The sequence below is a fragment of the Pseudorhodoplanes sp. genome, assembly GCF_050250235.1.
GTDB lineage: Bacteria > Pseudomonadota > Alphaproteobacteria > Rhizobiales > Xanthobacteraceae > Pseudorhodoplanes.
Genome location: NZ_JBFWPA010000001.1, coordinates 154,688 through 173,686 on the forward strand (window position 1 = coordinate 154,688; position 18,999 = coordinate 173,686).

An 18,999-nucleotide genomic window follows, 5' to 3' on the forward strand; every position below is an offset into this window, starting at 1 on the left:
ATCCGGCCTCCGTAGTAGTTGTCACATCCAAGAACGAATGTTCACATATGTGAAATATGAATCGAGGCCGGGTGTGGTAGGCAATTTGCGGCTCAAGCCGTCATCGGCGAGCGGCGCTGGCTCTGATGGCGTTGCCGGAGTGAAAAGCGCTTTGCGCGTACTTGCAATTTTTGAGTTCTTCGCTGCGACCGGCAAGCCGGCAACTCTAACCGATTTGGCCGAGCGACTAGATCTTCCCAAATCGAGTTGCTTCGCCTTGATGGAGACACTTCGGCGCGAGGGTTACGTTTATTCACTCGGCAAGCGCAACGGCTACTTTCCAACGTCACGCCTGCGCGTCCTTGGCGACGGCATCTTGCGTGGAGATTCCGTGCTTGTTCTCGCGCAGCCGCATCTGCAATCTCTCCGTGACGCCACGGGAGAGACCGTAATGTTCGGTAAGCTCGATGGTGCAGAGGTGCTTTACCTGGATGTCAAGGAGGCGGATCATGCGGTCCGTTTCGCGGCGCATACCGGTCAGCGAAAGATGATTCACAGCAGCGCATCGGGAAGAGCGGTGTTGGGATTGCTGCCTTCGGACGAGCGCCGAAAAGTTATCGGACAGCTAAGCCGTCCCAAGATATCGCCGCGTACTCTGATAGCGGTCAAGGACCTCGATCGTGCCGTTGAGCAAGGCGTGTCGGTCGGTTGGCACGTTGCTATCGGCGAGAACCGCCCGGAAATCACTTCAGTCGCCGCAGCATTGCGCATGGACGGAGAAGGTTATTTCTTCTGCGTTGGCGGGCCGACTCAGAGGCTTGCGGGGAGAGAAAACAAGATTGGTGCCCTCATTGCCCGGGAAGCCGCTGCCATGGCGGAGAAGGCCGCGTGGACGTGAGAAGAACAAAGCGTTGAAGTCGAGGTAAGCGTCTTGACATCCTATATCGGTCGCTCTGTTGCTCGAAAGGAAGATACGCGCCTTCTGAAAGGCGAGGGGCGTTTCGTGGCGGACATTTACGTCGCCGATGCGCTCGAGGCAGTGATCTTCCGAAGCCCAGTGGCTCATGGACGCGTGAAGCGGCTGGATCTGTCTGCCGCCAGGAGCGGGAAGGGCGTCGTCGCGGTCTATTGTGCGAGCGATATCGGTCCGGTCGGCAGCATGCCGACCACTTTCGTGCCGAAGCCTGAACTTGAGCGTTATTTTCAGCGGCCGATCGCCGCGGACAAGGTGCGCTATGTCGGTGAGCCACTGGCGATCATTATCGCAGAAGACCGATACGCCGCGGAGGACGCGCTTGAACTGATCGACGTCGAGATTGAACCGCTCGACGCGTTGGTCGATGCGCGGCAGAGCCGCAGGTCGGATCAGAACTTTGTCCACGAGGCTGCAGGCAGCAACGTGGCGGGAGCGCTTAAGGCGGCGCGCGGTGACATCGATGGTGCGCTTCGGAGTGCGCCCGCGCGGATGTCCAGATCCTTCGCGACGCACCGGCATACTGGAATTCCGATGGAGACCCGTGGGCTGCTTGCCTATCTGGACCCGTCGACCGACGTATTGACGGTCTGGGGGCCTACCAAAGTCATTCATCGCACCCGAGCGATTCTTGCCAGGCTGCTGGAAATTCCAGAGGACCGCATTCGATGCCTTGAGCCCGATGTCGGCGGCGCATTCGGATTCAGAGGAGAGTTTTTTCCCGAGGATTTCCTCATACCCTGGGCCGTGCTGCAGTTGCGTCGACCGGTACGGTGGATCGAAGATCGGCAGGAGCATTTTCTGGCGATGAACCATTCGCGCCAGCAGTGGCACGATGTCGATATCGGCTTCGACAAACAAGGCCGCATTCTGGCGTTTAGAGATCGTGCGGTCATGGACATGGGTGCGTATATCCGTCCGAACGGCATGGTTGCGCCCACGCACACGATAACTGGTCTTTCCGGTCCGTATCGAATTCCGACGTTTGATATATCTCTGGAATGCGTGATCACGAACAAGACACCACACGGGTCGTACCGCGGGCCCGGACAGTTTGAGTCATCGTTTGTACGCGAACGGATGCTCGATCTGGTGGCGGGAAAGCTCGGAATTGATCCGGTGCAGGTGCGCAAAGCCAATATGGTCCGGCCGGAAGACATGCCTTACGCGACCGGAACGCATGAATACGGCCACGAGGTGATCTTCGACGGTGGCAACTATGCGCGAGCGCTCGATCGCGTGCTGGAAAAGCTGGATTATGACGGTGCTCGAAAGCTGCAGAGCGAGATGCGGAGTCAGGGACGCTACTTCGGTATTGGCCTGGCGTCGTTTGTCGAACCCAGCGGGATGGGTGAGCGTGAGCATGCTCACATTCAACTCGGCAGAGAAGGAAACGTGCAAGTCCGGGTCGGCGTCGCGACAATAGGCCAGGGTACGCAAACGACGCTGGCGCAGGTCGCTGCCGAGGCCACAGGCGCATCCTACGACTCTGTGACGGTTTTGCCTGGCGACACTGATCTGTTGGGCGTTGGGGTAGGCTCCTGGGCCAGCAGGGCCGCGGTCATGGGCGGAAGTGCAGTGCTGGGCGCCGGCCATGCGTTCAGACAAAAGGTGCTGGATGTGGCTGCCTTGCGTCTTGGCGTAAGCGCCGAAGACCTTAGCGCGGCTGATAGCGAGGTTTGGGTAACCGACAGGCCCGATATGCGAATCGACTTCGCTGGCATCGCAAAGTTGGTGCATGCGCCCGACAGCAATATAGGCGAGATCGAAGCATTTTTCACGTTCGAACAATCCAATGCCACTTTTCCCTTCGGCAGCGCCGCCGCGCTCGTCGAGGTCGACATCCTCACTGGAGCGGTACGCATTCTGAAATATGTGATCGTCTCGGACGTCGGAACCGTCATCAACCCGACGATTGTGAAGGGCCAACTCGTTGGCGCGGCCGCGCAGGGAATCGGCGGTGCATTGCTAGAGGAGCTTGTGTACGACGAGCAAGGACAGCTGCTGACGACAACCTTTGCCGATTACCTGGTGCCAACCGCGATCGAGATGCCGGATGAGATAATCGTCGAAATTCTAGAGGAGTCAAAGTCGCCGACCAACCCCTTGGGCGCAAAAGGGGCTGGCGAGGCCGGCATCGTGCCGGCCGCGGCCGTCTTGTCAAACGCCGTTTCCGACGCATTGAAGCCGCTTGGAGTCGAGATCACGTCCCTACCGCTGTCGCATGATCGGCTGCGCTCTCTCATTCGGGAGAAACAACCACAATGAAAGCGGCCGCATTCGATTATCTCAAGCCGTCATCAATCGAGCAGGCGATTGAACTTCTGGCGAAGTCAGGTGAATCCGCAAAGGTGCTCGCTGGAGGCCAGACTCTTATTCCCATGATGGCGTTTCGCATGGCGCAGCCGACTGCGCTGATTGATCTGAACGGTATCGATGGTCTGAGCTATATCAGGGAACAGGGTGAAACTCTGGCGATCGGTGCGCTGACGCGACATCGCGATGTCGAGCGGTCGGAGCTGGTTGGCCGTCATTGTCCCTTGCTCGCTCAAGCGATCCGTCTCGTTGCGCATCCAGTGATTCGCAATCGCGGTACCGCAGGAGGAAGCCTTTCGCATGCCGACCCGGCTGCGGAATGGCCGACGGTCGCGATGGCGCTCGGAGCGGAACTGGTGCTGCGCAGCGAACGGGGAGTCCGATCGGTCCCGGCACATGATTTCTTTACATCTCTGCTGACTACGGCGCTTATGCCGGACGAAATTCTGGTTGAAATTCGGATTCCTAAGATCCGGAAACGTGCTCGGGCCGCCTTTCTGGAAGTGAGCCGACGGCACGGGGATTTCGCTCTCGTTTCCGTCGCTATCCAGATTGGTCTTTCGGTGTCTGGTGAGGTCGACGAAGTCGCGCTGGCACTCGGCGGTGTCGATACCATTCCCATCGACGCGAGTCCGACCGCCCAGATGATGGTGGGCTGCAGGTTCGGCGAGGTTCGCTTCCATCAAGTCGCGCGTGCGATAGCGCATGGCCTTTCGCCGTCGGATGATATCCACGCTTCCGCTGAATATCGCCGCGATGTGGCCGAGGGACTGATCGTTCGAGCGCTGACACAGCTTTCCGATAGCTTCGAGGGACATAATGGCCAAGGCCGCAATCCGACTTCGCGTTAACGGCGAGTTCCGGGAAGGCGAAGCTGAGCCGCGGGTTACCGCGGGCGACTTCCTGCGCAATGTATTGCGCTACACGGGAACGCATCTTGGTTGTGAGCATGGCGTATGTGGTGCCTGTACGATTCATGTCGATGGCGTGGCGCTGCGGTCGTGTTTGCTCTTCGCAGTGCAACTCGATGGATGCGACGTGCGAACGGTTGAGGGGCTGGCCGATGGAGATCGACTGAACGCACTCCAGCAAGCTTTTTCCGATGCGCATGCGCTGCAATGTGGCTTTTGCACGCCGGGCATGTTGATGACGGTCACTGCGTTCCTGGAGGAGAACCCCAGTCCGACCGAGGAGGAAGTGCGCGAAGCAATCGCTTCCAATCTTTGTCGTTGCACTGGATATGTAAGCATCGTCGAGGCGGTGATGAAGGCGGCAAGAAATATTTCTGCCGCTGGGAAGGTCGCATCCGATGCCGGGACGCGCCGATAGGTGATATGGCGCATCCCGCGGCAAGGTTGCAGGCGGCCCGCAAGCGGAAGTGTCGGAACGTTGAGTTTCGTTCGAACGAGGGCTCGCGCGTGCTTCTGGGCGTTCGTGGTCGACGTATGAGAGACGCGTAAGGAGATTCCAGCTTATGGCTCAGGTTGTTGTAGATGCAGACGCGCTGGCTGTGTTCGAGGAGCAGATGCGGCTATGCAAGGTTCGAGCCGGAGAAACGGTTGTTGTGCTCAATTGCGCCGGCGAGCATGTGGATCACGTTCATGCTTTGATGGTGGCGATACAGCGTCTCGGTGCACATACCATGCATGTCAGCGTACCGCGTGACAGAACTTTGGCAGTAGGAGTGCAGGGCAGGCATCCGCTCGTAGGGCATGCGCTCGCATTGGAGACATGCAAGCGCGCAGATATGGTCGTCGACTTGATGGGACTTTTGTTCTCGTCAGAGCAGCTGGAGATTCAGGCCGCCGGTACCCGCATTCTGCGCGTCATGGAACCGCTTCACGTTCTCAAGCAGATGGGTCCGACCGAAGACCATCGTCGGCGGTGCGAGTTCGGGCGCGACCTTATCTTGCGATCCAGGACGATGCACATTACTTCGCCCAACGGCACCGACGTGAAATATGGTCTTTCTCAATACGATGCGATTGCTGAATACGGATATACCGATATTGCCGGGCGTTGGGATCATTTCCCATCAGGATTCGTTTTTACACAAGGAAATGATCATGAAGTAGACGGCACCGTCGTGCTCGCTCAAGGCGATATCATTTGCGCTTTCAAGCGCTACGTCGAAGCGCCGGTAACTTTCACAATAAAGAAGGGGTACATAACCGATATCGGTGGCAGCGGTCTCGACGCCATGCTGATACGCAACTATATCGAGAGCTTCAATGACCCGCGCGGATATGCCATTGCACATATCGGCTTCGGTCTGAATGAACGTGCTCGCTGGCATCAGTTCGCGTCTTCGCGAAGTCTCGAAAAGGAGCACGTCATGAATGCCTTGTCCTTTTACGGGAACGTCTTGTTCTCGACGGGCCCGAATTCGGAATTCGGCGGCGACAATGATACGCCATGCCACATGGATCTTCCCATGCGGGGCTGCAGTCTCTGGCTCGACGATGTCCAGGTGCTCCACGAAGGGCATGTGGTTCATCCGGAGCTTCGCTTTGTAGCGGCGTAAGGCCAAGGCAGAAGAAAAGTCAGGTTTTGTAAGGAGGATCGACTAATGGGGCGCCCATGGGATGGCTTGATTTCAGAGGCCGATCTTGCCGTCTATCAGGCCGCCGGATTCGGGCATCGGACGGGTTTTGGCAAGCGACCCGCCTTGCTGGTTATCGACGTCCAGTACCGGACTGCCGGCTCCGTGAGCAGGCCAATAATGGAAGCCATCAAGGAATATCCGACGGCATGCGGCGAGTATGCCTGGCGTGCTATTCCGAAGATTGCGGAGTTGATTGCGGTGTTTCGGTCGTGCGGTCTTCCTATCCTGCATCCTTGCGTTGCTCCAAAGGGGGAGCACGACGACAAGGGTTTCGGTGCAAAGGCGCCGGGGATTCTCGACGTGCCTCCGAAAGGTTACGAATTTGTCGCCGAGATCGCGCCACGAGGTAAGGAATTGATCTTGCCGAAAATTCACGCGAGCGCGTTTTTTGGAACAGCTTTGGCGAGCTATCTTGTTTCGTTCTCCGCAGATTCGCTCGTCATCGTCGGATGTGCGACAAGTGGCTGTGTGCGAGCTACGGCAGTTGACGGTTGCTCTCTCAATTATCCTGTGGTGATCCCGGAGGATGCCGTTTACGATAGAGGGCAGGTTCCTCACGCGATTAGCTTGTTCGACCTCGCCAGCAAATACGCCGACGTAGTTCCGACTAGCGAAGTTATCAGCCAGGTGAAGAGCAACTGTAGTTGACCGTGGATCGGTTGCGTTCGTTCACTCGATCATGCTCGGGTTAGATTGCGGTAGGGGTAGGCGGCGGCTCCTTCCGAAACACCGTCCGCCAGCGCGCCCGCAGGATCTCCGACGACAGAGCGTCCGCAGCCGGATCGCTTGCATCAACATTCGGACCGGACATCGTCGCCAGCTCGATTACGTCGAGGGTTGCCGGAGCGCTGCGACCGTTTCGGGGCGCAGACCCGGTTCGGCAATGGGGCGCGCAAACCAATCGGCCGGCCTGCGCAGCATCAAATTGAATATGCGAACCGGTTTCCGCCGAATCTCCTCCACACGGTAGACCTGACTTTGAATTCGCGGGCCAGCCTCGCGGAGATTGGATTTCGGCTCTGCAACCTGAAAGGAGCCGAGAACCGGATTGGGCATTCGATGGAATGCAAGTGCTTCAGCCAGAGCCATTCGGCATGGTCACCCGCAGAGTGAGCTAGCCTGTCCCAACCGGTGCGCCGCTAGATCCCCGCGTTCGCGCCGGCGCGCGGGCATGGCTGATTCGAAGTCGAATGTCGGTGGGTTGATCGCTGGTCAGAGTCGGCTGGGCGAGCGTCCCGACAGCTCACCGGAATGATGCGCACGACGAGGGTCGAGATCAGTGTCAAATGACACTGTCGTCGCGGTTGCGATCGATTGTACGCCGCGGTCAGGAATATTCTTCAAGTTCTGCCCGACACGAACAATGTCGCGGTGGTGATTGGTACGTCGCCGCATTCTGGAAGTAGTACGTGGAGGCGACGGGCCACCACATCAAGTTCCAGGTCGCTGACTGGCTGGACGGCATGCCGGGCGATGTCAGTATGACGCTCATGTGGCGCTGACCGGACGCCTGTTCTGGATGCTGTCGCTGACGGCCATCTCCGACGTGATCAAGATGTGGTCGGACAAACTCGACTGGAGCAGAAGCGGAGAAAATCGATCATTAGCGTCCCAGGAAATTAGGCCTGCGCTTTTCGACGAAGGCGCGGAGTCCTTCGGCACGGTCATGCGAATGGCTGTGCAGTTCGTTGGTATCGCGCTCCCATTCCAGCGCCAGTCGCGCGTCCATGTCACCCGCGCGATTGATCGCCGATTTCAGGCGCCGAAGTACCAGAGGACTCTTGTCAGCGAGCTTCGAGACAAGATCGTCGACATGATCGTGTAATTGCTCGTCAGCCAGAACCATGTCGACCAGGCCGATTTCCTGCGCCCGCGATGCCGCAACGGTCTCACCCCAGAACATCAGCCGCTTGGCCTGCGGCGCGCCGATGCGTCGGGTGAGCCGCACGGAGGCGCCGCCGCCCGGAAACAGCGAATAATTGGAATGCATGTCGCCGAGCTTGGCGCTTGAAGAGGCAATGATCAGGTCGCATCCCAGCGCCAGTTCCAGACCACCCGCAACGGCGGTGCCGTTGATCGTGGCAAGGACGGGCAGGGGGAATGTCTCAAGCCGGATCGTGAGTTCGGACACCGCGCGCACGAATGCGGTATTTCCGCCGGGCAGGCCGCTGACAGACTGGTTGTATTTCATGTCGGCGCCTGCGCAGAAGGCGCGGCCACGGCCGGACAATACGATGGCGCGAAGGTCGCTCTCTTCGGCTGCGACATCAAGCGCCTGATTGATCGCGGCGATCATGGCCGGATGCAGTGCGTTGAGCACGTCCGGCCGGTTCATGAATATCCAAAGCCCGCCGCCTCGTCTCTCAATCTCGATCATGCACCCTCCGGTCAGCCTTTACGGCAACGTCAGTGGACTGACTTTACAGTATATCATTCGCCCGCTACGATCATCCTGAAATGCAGTCGACGGGAAACGCAGAGTTTCCGCGGCGGGGAGGGATCTTGTCAGGCGTCTTCGATCTGAACGAACGGGTAGCCCTGATTACCGGCGCAGGGCAGGGAATCGGGCGCGATACCGCTCTGCTGTTTGCCGATCACGGCATCGAGGCCGTCGTGGTCAACGACTTCCATCTCGATCGCGCCGAGGCGGTTGCTGCGCTCTTGCGCGAGCGCGGCGTCGGCGCGTTCGCCGTCCAGGCCGACGTCGCCGATTACGCCGCGGTGACGGCGATGGTCGACAAGGCAATCGAGCGTTTCGGCCGCATCGACATTTTGGTCAACAACGCCGGCAATGCCGGAACCTCGCAAATCGAGAAGAACCTGCCGAATTTCTGGGAAGTCGGTCCAGAGGATTGGAGTCGCTGGCTCGGTCCCAATCTCTACGGCGTGCTGAATTGTTGCCATGCCGTGGTGCCGCGCATGATTGCGAACGGCTACGGGCGCATTGTTACCGTGATCTCGGAAGCAGGTCGCGTCGGTGAGGCGAATTATGCGGTGTATTCCGGTGCGAAGGCGGGCGCCGCGGGTTTCATGCGAGCGCTGGCGAAGGGGCTCGGCCGCCATCTGATCACCGCGAACTGCGTTTCGCTCGCCGGCGTAGCGACGCCAGGCCTTTCGGATCGAAATGCCGATCCGGACATGGTGAAAAAGAAGCTGAGCCGATATGTCATCCGAAGGCTCGGTGAGCCGCGTGACGCCTCGGCCATGATCCTCTATCTCGCCTCCGATGCCGCAAGCTGGGTCACCGGTCAGACCTATGCGGTGAATGGCGGTTACGCCATTGCGCCATAGGCAGCCCCACTCATGCGCAATCCGCTGTTTTCGACACGATTGACCAGATTGCTCGGCATCTCGCATCCGATCCTGTGCGGCGGCCTGATGCATCTTGCCGACGCCCGGTATGTCGCGGCTGTGGTCAATGCCGGCGGCATGGGTTTCATCACCGCTCTGTCGTTCCCGGATCAGATGAAGTTTCGCGAAGAATTGCGGCTCTGCCGGGAACTCACCAGCGGCAAGCCATTCGGTGTCTGCCTGTCGGTCTCCCGCCGCAAGGAAGCCAACGACAGGCTGCCGCGTTTCGTCGATACGCTGCTCGACGCAGGCGTTCGGATCATCGAGACCTCAGGCCATTCGCCCGACATCATCGCCCCGCGGCTGAAAGCGGCAGGCTGCACCGTCATCCACAAGGCGCCATCGGTTCGTTTCGCGCTAAGTGCTGAGAAGCTCGGCGTCGATGCGGTCACGCTGGTCGGAATTGACGGGGGCGGCCATCCGGGCATGGACATCGCTAGCTCGTTCGCGATGGCACCGCTTGCCTCGGAGCGGCTGAAAATTCCGTTCGCGATCGCGGGCGGAATTGGCACCGGGCGTCAGATCTTGGCCGCCCTGGCGGCGGGCGCCGACGGCGTGCTGCTCGGTTCGCGCATGCTGGCTGCGGCCGAAATCTGGGCGCATCCGGAATACAAGCAGCAATTGCTGAGGCTCGACGAGCGCGACACTCGCCTGGTGCTGGCAAGCTTCCAGAACAATCATCGGGTACTCGCCAACGATACCGCGAAGATGGTCGCCGACATGGAGGCCGAGCGGATCGCCGAAATCGAGCGTTACCTGCCGCTGATGAGCGGCGCCCTCACCCGCAATGCCTATGAGAGCGGCGATCTCCGGGAGGGGCTGATCGATCTCGGTCCTGCGGTGGCTTATGTCCGCGAGCAACAGACCGTCGAGCAGATTTTCGACGACCTGCTGGACGATGCGAAAGCAGCGAGCGACCGCGTGCAAGGCCTGACGGCGACGAGCGGCAACCCTCGCGCACGGCGTTTGGCCTGAGGCGCGGCGATGAAGATCATCGATTTCCTCGACCGGGGCGCTGCAATCTCGCAAGACGGACTTTGCCTGCACGACGACACACATGGCTACAGCTATCGGGAAACGGTGAAGCTCACCAATAAGATCGCCTATGCGCTCAGAGCGAACGGCCTCACGCCCGGAAAGAAAGTGGCAGTCTACAGCCCCAACGATGTCGAGGGTTTCGTTGCGGTGCTCGGGATTCACCGATCCGACTGCATCTGGATCGTGATCAATGCGCGCAACACCGTCGCCGACAACATTGCGTTGCTCAACCGCTACGAAGCCGAATGGCTATTCTACCACAGCGATATCGAGCAGCATCTACCGGCAATCGCGGCGGCGGTGCCGTCCCTGAAGGGGCATGTCTGCGTCGACCGGCGGACCGAGCATTCGCCCGCGCTCCTGCAATGGTGCGAGCCTCATTCGGACGCGCCGATCCCATCCGGGACGAACTATCTATCCCCGATCCGCATCGCCAGCACCGGCGGCACAACCGGTGCGCCGCGCGGCGTGGTGCAGAGCAACCTGACGCTGCAGACGGTCGTCTCCAACATTTCCGCCCACATGCCCTATGACGAGCCGCCACGCTATCTCTGTGCGTCCCCGATGACTCACGCCGGTGGTGGCGTCTGCTATACTATTCTCGCCTTTGGCGGCAGCGTCTTCATGATGAAGAAGCCCGATCCGCTGGCGGTTATGGAATGCATCGAGCGGCACCGGATCGTCTCGACGCTGCTGCCGCCGACGCTGATCTATATGATCCTGGCCCATCCCAGGGTTCGCGATTTCGATTATTCGTCGTTGAAATACTTGATCTATGGCGCATCGCCCATGTCGACTTCGAAGCTGCGTGAGGCCATGCAGGTGTTCGGACCTGTCATGTGCCAGCTCTACGGGCAGACCGAAGCCGCGATGTCCATGGCCTTCATGTCGGCTGCGGATCATGCCGAGGCAGTCTCCTCGCTCAAGAAGTCGAAGCGGCTGGAGAGCTGCGGTCGTCCTACCATGCACACCATGGTGGAGGTGATGGACGACAACGGCAACCTGCTCGGACCGAACGAGATTGGCGAGATCGTGGTTCGCAGCAACATCGTGATGATGGAATATTACAACGATCCCGAAGCCACCCGGGAATCGCGGCTGTTCGGATGGCACCACACATCCGATCTCGGCTATAAGGACGAGGATGGTTTCGTCTACCTTGTCGACCGCAAGAAGGACATGATCATCACCGGTGGCTTCAATATCTATCCGTCCGAAGTCGAGCGTGTGATCCTGATGCGGGCCGAAGTGCTCGATTGCGCGGTGATTGGCGTGCCGGACGATAAATGGGGCGAGGCGCTCAAGGCGATCGTGCAACTGAAGCCCGGTACCGCGCTCGACACGGACGAATTGCTGGCGACGGTGAAGGCGCAGCTAGGCAGCGTGAAAACGCCGAAATCGGTCGAAATCTGGCCAGATCTACCGAAAAGCGCGGTCGGCAAGGTTCTGAAGCGTGAGATTCGCGGCAAGTTCTGGCAGGGGCACGAGCGCAAGATTTAGGAAAACCCACGGCTTGCAGATGGACCTGATCCTGATCGAAAGACCGCGGCCCGACATTCTGCGGATCGTAATGAACCGGCCGGAGCGGCGGCATGCGGTGACCCCGGAATTGCGTGCGCAGATCCTCGACGCCATGAAGGCAGGCGAGGTCGATCCGTCGGTGCGTGCCATCATCCTAACTGGTTCGGGTGGACATTTCAGCGGGGGCGGCGACATCGAACGGATCAGCGGACTGACCGAGGCCGATATCCCGGATTATATGAAGGGTCTCCGTCGCTTCATCGTCGCGCTTGGCAATTGTACGAAGCCGCTGGTCGCGGCGGTCCAGGGTGTGGCGGCGGGCGGGGGCGCGGGATTTGCACTTGCCTGTGATTTCATCGTGATGGGCCGCGGCGCGACCTTCGTGTTTCCCTTTTTTCGGATCGGTCTCATCCCGGATGCAGGCATTCTGCATCATCTGCCACGCCGTGTCGGACTTGCGATGGCGCGCCAGCTTCTGTTCATCGACCAGCGGGTCGACGGCGCGCGGTCCGAACGGATCGGCCTTGCCGATTTCGTGACCGATGACGCCCGGGTTCAGGAGGAGGCAGTGGAGCTTGCAACGAAACTCGCGCGTCATCCGCCGCAAGCTTTCGGTCTGACCAAGGCGATCCTGAGCGGCGAGGGCCAATCGCTCTCCGAAATTCTCGTGGCCGAGGCGAAGGCGCAGCAACTCTGTCTTCAATCGGAGCAATTCAAGGATGGAGTCGCGGCGTTTATGAAAAAAGGCGAGGGGCGCTAGCCGCGCCTTCCGGAATTGTTCGCGGCAGGCGCGGCAACGCCGTTCTTGAGGAACGTCACGAAGGCGTTGGCAATCTCCTCGCCGGACAATTCGCCATCGGGATTGAACCAGCGCGGAATTCCTGAAATCGCGCCCATGAACCAGAACACGGCGAGCTTCGGATCGCATGGTGCGATCGAGCCGTCGGCAATTCCTTGGGAAACGAGATTGCGGAACATCTTGTCGAAGCCGCGTCGGCGCCGCTGGATTTTCTCGCGGTCGCTCGGCCGCATCGAGTAGAATTCATAAAATACCGCGGCTGTCCCGAGTTGCTCGGTCAGCATCCTGATGTATCGGGTGATGAAAATACTGAGCTTGTCCAGGCCGCTGCCGTCGCTCGCAAGCACTTCGCGCATCAATTCGTCGCCGAAATCGAGCGCAAGATTGTAGCACTCGTAGAGCAGCTCATGCTTGCTCTTGACGTAGTTGTACAGTGTCGGCTTGCTGACATTCAGGGCAATCGCAACTTCGTCGAGCGACACGTTATGAAACCCGCGATGCCCGAAGGCGCGGGCCGCCTCCGCGATCACTGCCCGCCGCTTTCGTCGCGCCTCCTCCGCGCGGTCGACGACCGTGGCATTCCAGGCCTGAGTCTTCGAGCGGGCGGCGTGTGCCTTGCCGCCGATATTCTTGCTGACTGATTTTGCCGCCGATCGCATTCGCCGCCCCGATTGTCCCCGTCTTTCCATGACCGATAGCCGGTCTTTTGCGCCGGCGCCAGCCTGTGCAGCGCGCAAATCGGCGGCCTTGCCGGGTCGCGCGGGAGTTGTTATCGTACTCGAAAGTAACTCGATATTACTCGACAGTAACAATAAGTCGGCGGGCTTTTGGGAGGCATTCGGTGAGTAGGGTGGTGGTCGCCGGTACCGGCCTTATTCCCTTCGGGAAACATCCGGAGCAGTCGATTGCGCCGATGTCGGTCGCGGCGGCCTCCGCCGCTTTGCGCGACGCGGGCGTCGGGGTCCGCGACATCGACGCGGTGTATTTCGGGAATGCTGCAGCGGGGCTCCTGACCGGACAGGAAATGGTTCGCGGCCAGGCCGCCCTGCGCAAGCTCGGGCTCTCCGGTCAGCCGGTCTTCAACATCGAGAATGCCTGCGCGTCGAGTTCTTCGGCTTTCTTCCTCGCCTGGTCGGCAGTGCTGGCCGGCCAATTCGATTGCGTGCTGGTGGTCGGTGCCGAAAAATTCCTGCACCCGGATAAATCCGTGACCTCGCTCGCCTTGTCGAGCGCGGTGGATCAGGACGAGCTTGCCGAGACGCGCCAGCGTCTCGGCAGCCATGCCTCGTCGATCTTCATGGATCTCTATGCAGAACGCGTGCGGGCCTATGCAAGCCGAACGGGTGCCACGCCGGAGGACTTTGCAAATGTCGCGGTCAAAACTCGGGCGGCCGGCGTCGCCAATCCCAATGCTTTCATCCGCAGCCCCGCTGCGCGCGAGGAGGTTCTCAGCAGCCGCATGATCAGCGAGCCTTTGACCATGCTGATGTGCGCGCCCAATGCCGATGGGGCGGCCGCTGTCGTGCTATGCAGCGAAGAGTTCGCGCGCAGACGCGGCAACGGCGAGGTCTATGTGCGCTCCTGCGTGGTGACGTCCGGGATCGCCGATCGCGAATCCGAAGGCATCGTCGAACGCGCAGCGATCAAGGCCTACGAACAGGCCGGCATCGGCCCGCAGGATGTCGATGTTGTCGAACTGCATGATGCCACGACTCCGGCGGAGCTTTGGCTTTACGAAATGCTCGGCTTGTGCGGCCCGGACCAAGGGCCGGACTTCTTCCGCAAGGGATCGACCGCGCTCGGAGGGCGGGTACCGGTCAATCCGAGCGGTGGAATGCTCTGTCGCGGCCATCCGGTCGGTGCCAGCGGTCTCGCGCAGGTCTGCGAGCTCGCCGACCAGATTCGCGGCCGTTCCGGCGAACGTCAGAAGCAAGGTGCCCGCGTCGGCCTGGCCGAGAATAGCGGCGGCCGAGTCGGGCGTGAATCGGCCGCGGCCGTGGTCACCATCCTGTCGAGCTAGGAGCGGCGCTGAACATGGATGCTCCAAAGGTCGGTCTGACGTTCCGGTTGCCTACTGCGCTCGTGTCGCAATTGCGTGAGCAATTTCCGGCGATCGGATTCGCGGGACCGGGACTCGAGGCGCCGTTCAGGACAAGCGAAGCGAATGTCATCCTGGGCTGGCCCAAGCCCGATTTCGTTCAGGCCGCAACGTCACTCAAGTGGATCCAGCTATTCGCGGCTGGCACCGATATCGTCGATTTCCAGAACACCCTGCAGCGTGGAATTGTGGTCACCAATGCGCGTGGCGTGGGGTCGCCCAGCATTGCCGAACATGTGCTGGCGATGATGCTGCATTTCAATCGCCGGATGGGCCTTCTGCTGCGCGCGCAGCTTGAGGGCTGCTGGATTGAGAAAAATTCATTCGACTATCCTGAACTAAACGGCCAGAGCCTCGCCGTCGTGGGCGCCGGTTCTATCGGCACCGAAATCGCCAGGCGCGCCCGTGCCCTCGGCATGCGCGCTTTTGGCATTAACAGGGATGGCCGCGCGGTCGATGGCTTCGAGCGGACATTCGCCGTCAAGAACACCGCCGAAGCAATCGGCAAGGCCGATCACGTCGTTGTCTGCGTGCCTGGGCACGAGTCCAATGCACGAGCATTCGATGCCGAATGGTTCTCGCACATGAAGTCCGGCGCGTATTTCTACAATGTAGGGCGCGGTAACGCGGTCGACGAAACAGCCCTCCTTTCTGCACTCGATAGCGATCACATCGCAGGCGCCGGTCTTGATGTCACCGATGTCGAACCGTTGCCGGCAGGACATCCGTTCTGGAAACATCCGAAGGTATTGCTGACGCAGCACAAGGCGATGAATTCAGCGCGGTATTGGGAGCGACTGACGCAGCTCTTCGCCGACAATCTTGTCCGCTTCACACAAGGGAGGCCGCTCGTCAACATCGTACAGGCGTGACACTCGACCAACGATAAACACAAGCCGGCACGACCGGCATCATGATGGGAGGAATGGAGATGACAATATCGCGGAGGTACATGCTTGCAGGTTCTGCCGCAATCGCGGCCGGCGTTGCGATACCGAAAGTCGCTTGCGCGCAAACCTGGAACCCGAGCAATGTTCGGGTCGTTGTCCCGTTCGCGGCGGGCGGTTCGGTCGATGCGCTCGGACGCATGGTTGCGGACGGGCTGAAGCAGGGCCGCAACGGCACCTTCGTCGTCGAGAACAAGACCGGTGCCTCCGGCAGTGTCGGCGCCGCGACTGTGGCGAAGTCGGCGCCGGATGGCGAGACCTGGTTGCTAACCTTCGACATTCACGCGGTGTTGCCGACTCTGATCCCCAATCTACCCTATGACAATGACAAGGATCTGGTTCCGGTCACGCTGATCGGTACCTCGCCGATGGTGTTCGTCACCGGCGCAAAGAGCCCTTTCAAGACTTTCCAGGAAATGGTGGCTTACGGCAAGTCGAAGGGCGGATTGAACTACGGCTCAGGGAGCGCCGGCACGCTCGGTCATCTCACCATGACCATGATCTCCGAGCGGGCCAAGGTGCCGATGACCCATGTCAACTACCGGGGTGGCACACCTGCGCTTAACGATGCGCTGGCCGGTCATATCGATGGTTTCATCGGGTCGTCTTCGATTGTCGCGCAACACATCGCGGCGGGTACCGCTCGCCCTATTCTGCAGACCAGCGCCACGCGGCAGGCGCATCTGCCGAACGTCCCAACCGCGAAAGAACTCGGCTTCACCGACATCGATGCGGACGCCTGGTGGGGCATTTTCGCGCCGGGCGGCACGCCACGCCCGGTCATCGAGGCATTTCACGCCGAGCTTGAGAAGATTTTCACCTTGCCGGCGAGCCGCAAGGTGATCGATGCCTATCAGATCAAGGTGGTCCTTTCCAAGCCCGATGACTTCAAGGCTTTCTTCCAGCGCGAAATGAATACGTGGGGCAAGGTCGCCCGTGATCACAAGATCACGGCTGGCTGAACGCTCGCCGCCGGCATGAGCCGGCGGCTTCACGCTCCGTTTCACATCGCTGTCTGGGAGGGCTCGATCATGAGCAAGCTGACACGTCGTGCTATTCTGTCTGCCGCCGCAGCCGTTTCGGCGGGCTCTATCGCAAGCGGCGGGATGCCGTCTGTACATGCCGCCGCTGCACCGCAGGGCAAGCAGAATACCGGATGGTATCGCTACAAGATCGGCGACATTGAGGTGACGGTGGTCACCGATGGCATTGCTCGTTTCAAGATGGCCGAAAACTACGTCGCGAATGTCAAGCCAGAGGTCGTGGACGCGGCGCTCGCGACCATCTTCATGGATCGCAACCAGATGGTCACGCCTTACAACCCGACGGTCGTGAATAGTGGCGGCAAGGTCTATGTGATCGACCCTGGACTCGGCCAGGCTGCCAATGTCAGCACCAAGGGTCTGGGGGGCCAGCTTTTGGGCAATATGGGAGCAGCGGGTATCGACCCCAAGTCGGTCGACGGCGTCATCATCACGCACCTGCATCCAGATCACATCAATGGGCTGCTGTTGGCCGATGGGTCGCTCGCCTTTCCGAATGCCGAGGTGTTGATCCCAGCCCTCGAACGCTCTTACTGGCTCGACGATGGCGAGATGTCACGCGCCCCGAAGGGCTTGATCGAAGCGGTATTCAAGAATGTTCGAAGAGTTTTTGCGGGCGAGGTATTGAAGCGCACCGCGGCTTACGAGCCGGGCAAGGAGGTCGTGCCGGGTGTGACCTCGGTCGCGACCAACGGTCATACCATCGGGCACAATTCGCTGATCATTGCCTCGGGCTCAGACAAGATGTTCCTGCAAGGCGACGTTGCGCATTTCCCCATGCTGTTCGTCCGCAATCCCGGCTGGCATGTCTGGTTCGACCAGGATGCCGCGATGGCGGAGGCAACACGCCGCAAGGTCTACGACATGCTGGTCGCGGAGAAGATGTTGATGCAGGGCTTTCATTTTCCTTTCCCCGCGGTCGCTCGGATCGAAAAGAGCGGTGATGGCTATCGCGAGGTTCCGGTTCTGTGGAACCCGACGATTTAATTCTGCGACAACGAATAGGGGGAAAGCCAATGCGAAAAGTCATCTCCGCCATTGCCTTGGGTCTCGCGCTCATTTTGTCGCTCCATGCGCCAGCCGCCGCTCGTGACAATCAGAAGGTCGCGGCGACACGCGCGGGCTTCGACGGCGCCCGGCTGAATGCCATTGTCGACTGGCTGAAGGCGGACGTTGAAAAAGGCCGCAGTCCTGGCGCGGTCGTCCTGGTGGCACGCGACGGCCAGATCGTGCTGCATGAAGCGGTCGGCTGGGCGGACAAGGCGAAGAACATCCGCATGCAGCTGAATACCATCCATCCCGTCGCATCATCCACCAAGTTGATAACATCCATCGCGGCATTGCGCCTGTTCGAGCAGAACAAACTGCAACTGATGACGCCAATCGCCGTCTACCTGCCGGAACTGAAAGACTTGAAGGTCGCGGTGGAGAAAAAGGATGCAAGCGGGACAGTCAACGCTGAGCTTGCCGTCCCGGGCCGCCAGCCGACCGTACATGACCTGATGACGCATCGCGCCGGCTTCACCTATTTCTTCTTTCCGGCGAATCCGTTGCGCAGCAAGTACCGGGAGCTTGGCATCGACCGGGTCGACAATATGTCAGCCGATGAAATGTTGCAGAAACTCGCAACATTGCCGCTCGCCTTTGCTCCCGGCATGTCGTTCGAGTATTCGATTGCGACCGATGTGCTCGGGCACATTATCGAGCGGGTCACCGGGAAGCCACTGGACGTGGCGCTGAATGAATTGGTGCTGACGCCGCTCAAGATGACCGACACGACCTTCCATGTGAAAGGACAGGACGTGTCGCGCTATGCGCGGCCGCTGCCAGCCGACAAGGACATGTGGGTGTTCGAATGGCTCGATGTGACGCGGGCGCCGAAGCGGTTCTCCGGCGGCGCCGGGATGGCATCGACCACCGAGAATTACTATCGTGTGCTGCAACTCCTGCTGAACGAGGGCACCTATAACGGCGTCCGGCTGCTTTCGCCGTCAAGTGTCCGATATGCGATGGCAGACCAAATTGGAACGATGCGCGGCGCCGCTCATCCCGGCGACGGGTATTCGTGGAGTCTGTTCAATCCTGTACGAGTGAGCGAAGGCGGCGCGCCGTTCCAAGGCAATCCAGGCGACCTGTTCTGGGGCGGGATCACCGGTCCACGATATTTTGTCGATCCGAAGGAAAAGCTCATCGGGATCGTTTTCATGCAGGGCCCGTCAATCCGCGCGGCCTACCACGCCGAATTGCGGGCGATGGTGTACGGTGCAATGACCAGCAGCAAAGCTCGGCATTGAGCCGGCCAAGCCCGCATAGCTCAATGGTCGCAGTG

At 60.1% G+C, this 18,999-nt stretch carries 17 protein-coding genes; 15 read left to right on the forward strand and 2 right to left on the reverse strand.

Going from position 1 to position 18,999, the window contains the following annotated elements; genetic code table 11:
• The first annotated feature begins 37 nt into the window (after positions 1-37).
• The 6 genes from AB7F49_RS00760 (at position 38) to AB7F49_RS00785 (ending at position 6,521) form a co-directional block, all read left to right on the forward strand.
• Positions 38-877 carry an IclR family transcriptional regulator gene (locus AB7F49_RS00760; protein WP_428519277.1) on the forward strand — a complete coding sequence of 280 codons (840 nt, stop codon included), beginning with the start codon at positions 38-40 and terminating at the stop codon, positions 875-877.
• Between the two features lie 33 nt (positions 878-910).
• Complete coding sequence (locus AB7F49_RS00765) at positions 911-3,220, forward strand: xanthine dehydrogenase family protein molybdopterin-binding subunit (RefSeq protein WP_428519279.1); 2,310 nt, start codon at positions 911-913, stop codon at positions 3,218-3,220.
• Entirely contained in the window at positions 3,217-4,119 is a 903-nt protein-coding gene (locus AB7F49_RS00770; RefSeq protein ID WP_428519281.1) for an FAD binding domain-containing protein, read from the forward strand. Before AB7F49_RS00765 ends, AB7F49_RS00770 begins: the two co-directional genes overlap by 4 nt.
• Positions 4,088-4,597, forward strand: a complete 510-nt coding sequence (locus tag AB7F49_RS00775) for a (2Fe-2S)-binding protein (protein ID WP_428519283.1) — start codon at positions 4,088-4,090, stop codon at positions 4,595-4,597. The genes AB7F49_RS00770 and AB7F49_RS00775 overlap by 32 nt, the downstream gene beginning before the upstream one ends.
• 145 nt (positions 4,598-4,742) lie before the next feature.
• Positions 4,743-5,792 (forward strand): leucyl aminopeptidase, encoded by a 1,050-nt coding sequence (locus AB7F49_RS00780; protein WP_428519285.1) that lies wholly within the window; start codon positions 4,743-4,745, stop codon positions 5,790-5,792.
• 45 nt (positions 5,793-5,837) lie between these two features.
• A complete protein-coding gene (locus tag AB7F49_RS00785) occupies positions 5,838-6,521 on the forward strand; it encodes an isochorismatase family protein (RefSeq protein ID WP_428519287.1) in 684 nt (227 codons plus the stop codon).
• A gap of 955 nt (positions 6,522-7,476) precedes the next feature.
• On the opposite strand, the gene AB7F49_RS00790 is transcribed toward AB7F49_RS00785, so the two are convergent.
• Positions 7,477-8,250 (reverse strand): enoyl-CoA hydratase/isomerase family protein, encoded by a 774-nt coding sequence (locus tag AB7F49_RS00790; RefSeq protein ID WP_428519289.1) that lies wholly within the window; start codon positions 8,248-8,250, stop codon positions 7,477-7,479.
• A 125-nt stretch (positions 8,251-8,375) separates the two neighbouring features.
• Here AB7F49_RS00790 and AB7F49_RS00795 point away from each other — a divergent pair, with 125 nt between their 5' ends.
• Genes AB7F49_RS00795 through AB7F49_RS00810 form a run of 4 tightly spaced genes read left to right on the forward strand, consistent with a single transcriptional unit; the run spans position 8,376 to position 12,543 of the window.
• On the forward strand, positions 8,376-9,164 hold the full coding sequence (locus tag AB7F49_RS00795; protein WP_428519291.1) for an SDR family NAD(P)-dependent oxidoreductase: 789 nt from the start codon (positions 8,376-8,378) through the stop codon (positions 9,162-9,164).
• A 12-nt stretch (positions 9,165-9,176) separates the two neighbouring features.
• Positions 9,177-10,199, forward strand: a complete 1,023-nt coding sequence (locus tag AB7F49_RS00800) for an NAD(P)H-dependent flavin oxidoreductase (RefSeq protein ID WP_428519293.1) — start codon at positions 9,177-9,179, stop codon at positions 10,197-10,199.
• 9 nt (positions 10,200-10,208) lie between these two features.
• Entirely contained in the window at positions 10,209-11,762 is a 1,554-nt protein-coding gene (locus tag AB7F49_RS00805) for an AMP-binding protein (RefSeq protein WP_428519295.1), read from the forward strand.
• Between the two features lie 19 nt (positions 11,763-11,781).
• A complete protein-coding gene (locus tag AB7F49_RS00810; protein WP_428519462.1) occupies positions 11,782-12,543 on the forward strand; it encodes an enoyl-CoA hydratase/isomerase family protein in 762 nt (253 codons plus the stop codon).
• Here the strand turns inward: AB7F49_RS00810 and AB7F49_RS00815 are convergent.
• A complete protein-coding gene (locus AB7F49_RS00815) occupies positions 12,540-13,241 on the reverse strand; it encodes a TetR/AcrR family transcriptional regulator (protein WP_428519297.1) in 702 nt (233 codons plus the stop codon). The genes AB7F49_RS00810 and AB7F49_RS00815 overlap by 4 nt on opposite strands.
• Before the next feature lie 182 nt (positions 13,242-13,423).
• On the opposite strand from AB7F49_RS00815, the gene AB7F49_RS00820 reads away from it, so the two are divergent.
• The 5 genes from AB7F49_RS00820 (at position 13,424) to AB7F49_RS00840 (ending at position 18,964) form a co-directional block, all read left to right on the forward strand.
• Complete coding sequence (locus AB7F49_RS00820; protein WP_428519299.1) at positions 13,424-14,602, forward strand: thiolase family protein; 1,179 nt, start codon at positions 13,424-13,426, stop codon at positions 14,600-14,602.
• 14 nt (positions 14,603-14,616) lie between these two features.
• Positions 14,617-15,552 carry a D-2-hydroxyacid dehydrogenase gene (locus AB7F49_RS00825; protein ID WP_428519301.1) on the forward strand — a complete coding sequence of 312 codons (936 nt, stop codon included), beginning with the start codon at positions 14,617-14,619 and terminating at the stop codon, positions 15,550-15,552.
• A gap of 59 nt (positions 15,553-15,611) precedes the next feature.
• Positions 15,612-16,589, forward strand: a complete 978-nt coding sequence (locus tag AB7F49_RS00830) for a Bug family tripartite tricarboxylate transporter substrate binding protein (RefSeq protein ID WP_428519303.1) — start codon at positions 15,612-15,614, stop codon at positions 16,587-16,589.
• Between the two features lie 69 nt (positions 16,590-16,658).
• Positions 16,659-17,657, forward strand: a complete 999-nt coding sequence (locus AB7F49_RS00835; protein ID WP_428519305.1) for an MBL fold metallo-hydrolase — start codon at positions 16,659-16,661, stop codon at positions 17,655-17,657.
• A 29-nt stretch (positions 17,658-17,686) separates the two neighbouring features.
• The gene (locus tag AB7F49_RS00840) at positions 17,687-18,964 is read left to right on the forward strand and encodes a serine hydrolase domain-containing protein (RefSeq protein ID WP_428519307.1); all 1,278 of its coding nucleotides are present in this window, start codon (positions 17,687-17,689) and stop codon (positions 18,962-18,964) included.
• Positions 18,965-18,999 lie beyond the last annotated feature (35 nt).